At 67.6% G+C, this 3,591-nt stretch carries 4 protein-coding genes; 1 reads left to right on the forward strand and 3 read right to left on the reverse strand.

The features are described from left to right. Together N864_RS20300 and N864_RS20305 are read right to left on the reverse strand one after the other, a co-directional pair. Window positions 1-1,200 (reverse strand): ATP-binding protein (locus N864_RS20300; protein ID WP_034721682.1); only part of this gene is annotated, 1,200 nt, incomplete at its 3' end. Next, window positions 1,197-2,039, reverse strand: a complete 843-nt coding sequence (locus tag N864_RS20305) for a hypothetical protein (protein WP_240474430.1) — start codon at window positions 2,037-2,039, stop codon at window positions 1,197-1,199. The genes N864_RS20300 and N864_RS20305, both read right to left, overlap by 4 nt. Before the next feature lie 137 nt (window positions 2,040-2,176). Between N864_RS20305 and N864_RS24850 the strand changes: the two genes are divergently transcribed. Beyond that, on the forward strand, window positions 2,177-2,938 hold the full coding sequence (locus N864_RS24850) for a hypothetical protein (protein WP_013601309.1): 762 nt from the start codon (window positions 2,177-2,179) through the stop codon (window positions 2,936-2,938). Between the two features lie 42 nt (window positions 2,939-2,980). Here N864_RS24850 and N864_RS20315 read toward each other — a convergent pair. Further along, window positions 2,981-3,591: SCO6880 family protein (locus N864_RS20315; protein ID WP_034721687.1), on the reverse strand; the 611-nt coding region annotated here is incomplete at its 5' end.

Below are 3,591 nucleotides of genomic sequence, written 5' to 3' on the forward strand. Positions count from 1 at the left end.
GTCGGTGAGCTTGTGGAAGATCAGCATGTTCGCGATCCCGTAGTGCCTGGCGAGTCGCCAGTGCGCATCCATCCGCCGCAACAGCGCCGGGTGGGACATGAGCCGCCATGCCTCGTCGTAGATCACCCACCGCTGCCCACCGTTCGGGTCGAGCAGTGCGGATTCCATCCACGCTGACGAGCACGTCATCAGGACTGAGATGAGGGTCGAGTTCTCGGTGACCCGCGAGAGGTCGAGGGAGATCATCGGCAATGACGGATCAAACGCGACCGTGGAGGGGCCGTCGAACAGCCCGGCCAGGTCGCCTGCGACGAGGCGGCGTAGCGCGTGGCCGACGAGCCTGCCGTCCTCGGCCAGCCTGCCGTCGGCATCCTTGCTGGGGGCGAGGATGTGATCGACGACCATCGGCAGGATCGGCACGTCGTTCTCCCACACGGTCTGGGTCAGGGCGATGTCGATCGCGGTGTGCTCCAACGGCGACAAGCCTCGCGCGAGCACGGTCTCCGCGAGCGCGCCGATCAGGTCACGACGCCGCGCCGCGACGGTCGAGGCCCACTGCGCGTCCGACAGTCCGCTGGGCCGGTGACCTTCGTCGAGCGGGTTCAGGCGAGTGTTGAGCCCGTGCCCGAGGACGATGGCGCGTCCGCCGACGGCGTTCGCGACGGCGGTGTGTTCGCCTTTCGGGTCGCCGGGCACGTACACGCGCCGCCCGAACGGCAGCGACCGCGTGTAGAGCGACTTGGCTAGCGAGGACTTGCCTGAGCCGACGATCCCGGCCAGCACCACGTTCGGCGCGGTGATGATCCCGCGCGCGTAGAGCACCCACGGGTCGTAGACGAAACTCCCGCCCGAGTACAGGTCTTGGCCGACGAACACACCATCGGCACCGAGCCCACCCTCGGCGACGAACGGATACGCACCCGCCAGCGTCGCCGACGTGTCCTGATGCCGCGTCAGATGGAACCGACCCGGAGTGCGCAGCCTCGCGGCACCCGGTTCGCCAGACTTCGGCAGGTAGACCGTGGCGCGCCGCTCGGCACGCTCCTCCTCGGCCTTCGCCTTCGCCGCGGCGAGCGCGGCCCGACGCTGCTCGGCGTGGAGCCGGGCCTCTGCCTTGCGGCGCTGCTTCCGGAGCTTCCGCCGCTCCTTCGACGGCGCTACCAGAACTGCGGTGTGCAGCCGCGCGCGATCCTCGGTCACAGCACCAGCCCTCGCGCCTGCTTGACAGCCGTGATCTTGGCCGGCTCGAACCACGACCCATCCCGCTTCGCCGTCGGCACATCGGCCCGCTCCGTGGCACCCGGCGACGAGTACGACACCAGCAACTCCGGCCCAGCCTGCACCGGAGGGGTTCCGACTGGTTCGGCGTCCTGGGGCTCTGCTTCCGGTTCGGTGTAGCGGCGCAGGAGCGAGACGTAGCCGACGTGCGGGTTGACGACCAGCGCGTAGTCGCCCGAGAGCGCCACCCGGTCGTTGGTGCCCTCGCCGGGCTCGTCGTAGACGTATCCGTTCTCCAGCGCGGCCTGCGTGGTCTCGTCGCCGTAGTCCCACTGCGCGAGGAAGTCCACCGCATCGACATGCCCCAGCTCGCCGAGGATGCGCAATGGCCGGTCCGCCTCCTCGCCCTGAAGGAACACCACACTGACCCACCGAGACGGCGCGGCCTCCTCGACGGCGGGCTCAGGGTGCCAGGCGATCCGCCCGGCGGCGATGAACCCTTCCGCGAGCCGGTCATACGCCCGGTCGACGAGGTTCGCCGCCTGACGCAGTTCCTCCGCAGCAGCGAGGGCGTCACGCACTCCTGCCTCGTGGCTTCCGGCGTCATTGAAGGCGTGCGCGACCTTGCGCTCGTGAACATCGGCGATCTGATCGAGTGCCTGCCGCAGCGAGCGCATCCCCGAGGACAGATCACCGATCACCCCGTACATCTCGGCGGGCTGATCGAACCCCCGGCTCGGGTGCGCGAGTCCGCGCAAGGCTTCGGATGCCTCCGCTGCATCCGCGGTCGAATCGAAGAACGTGGGCATGGTGGCCTCCATCGGTAGGTCATGTCACCCACGAGGTGCGCCCCCGTGCACCCGCAGATCATTTGAGGCATTCAGCAGCAAGGGGCTTCTCATTCCTCCAGCCCACCGCGCTCGACGCCGGTAAACTTCGACCACCGAGGAGGTGAGGCATGAACGACGACGAAGAGCTGCGTTGGGTGCGGCGTCGCGAGGGAACCCACCGTTCCGAGTCGCGGGCGACCCGTGGGTATGAACGGGACCTGCTCCGTGACGACGACACCAAGAACCTGCTCGGTCCTACTGAGTCTCGCCCAGCCGACATCGACGAGATCGTGCGGTCGCGCGGACCCTTGGTACCAGCGCGCCCTTCGCCCGGTCAGGAGTTCCGGTACCAAGTCGGCGACGCAATCATGGAGGCGTTAGCGCCCTACATTGAACGTGGAGTTGATGTTGCGGTGGACGCCGCGGTCCTCGGTGTCTCAAGACTGTGGAAGTGGGCCACAACTCGACCGCCACGGCAGACGTTCTCTGTCGAAGTCGGCAAGGTAGATGAGGTTCCTACTGCGTACCTTGAAGGTCCGCTCGCCGAGCATAATGAGCCACCGTCGGAAGAGCTGGCGCGCAGCCCACAGAGCATGACGGCGGAGCAGTACCAGGCGATTCTTCTTTCAGCGTTGCTGGCGGACCAATACGCAGCTCGCGCGCGATCAATGCTCGCCAATGTCCGCATCGACGACGAGGTGCTTCCAAGCGAGTTGGAAGACGCGGTCCGCGCCGCTCTGGACGGACCGACGATTGACGATGCGACGCTCGTGCGCGTCGTTGAGCTGCTGCGCGAGAGCATGACCCCTGACGGCGAGTATGTTCTCGTTCGTCCGCGGCAGGTCGACGCTCCAAGGTCAATCGCCGACCGCACGAGGGACAGCGCGTAGTCGTTTGGTACGGGCTTCACACTGCGAGGCACGTAAGACCCGTCAGACCCTCCGGCAGAGCGGGAGCGCAGCGGCGGTGAAGGCGGCGGCTTGCTGGCCGACGAGCAGCCGGGTCTCACAAGATGCCTGGATCGCGGCTTGCTCGATGGCGGCGACGGCGGCGTCGAGTTCTTCGACGGTGGGTGCGGAGACGGCGATGAGGCCGGTGTAGCGGAGGATGCCGTGTCCGGCGGTGAGGTCGGCTTCTTGCTGGAGCACGTCGTGGTACTCGGCGGTCTGTGAGGCGTCTTCGATCTGGCCGATCTTCGCGCGCTGGGCCTGGTCGGAGATGTGCTCGACCTTCTTCTTGCGGATGTCGCGAGCAGCGGCGTCGGAACGCATGGGGGTGCAGATCAGCGAGAACGACCGCTGGATGCCGGTGGACAGCAGCACCGGCGACAGGAATCCCGGATAGACGAGCGACCTGGGCCACTCGCTGACCCAGAGCACTGCGTGGTGGGCGGAGTCGGTGCGGAGCTTGCCCCAAGTCTCGGTGACCGCGACCGGCCCTGCGGTCGCAAGGGATTGGCCGAGCCTGCCGTGGCGTTCCAGCGTGGCGGCGATAGCGGGGTCGTAGGCGGAGCGCAGCATCACCGCGATCTGCCCCGGCGTCA

The organism is Intrasporangium chromatireducens Q5-1 (assembly GCF_000576575.1).
GTDB classification, from domain to species: Bacteria; Actinomycetota; Actinomycetes; order Actinomycetales; family Dermatophilaceae; genus Intrasporangium_A; species Intrasporangium_A chromatireducens.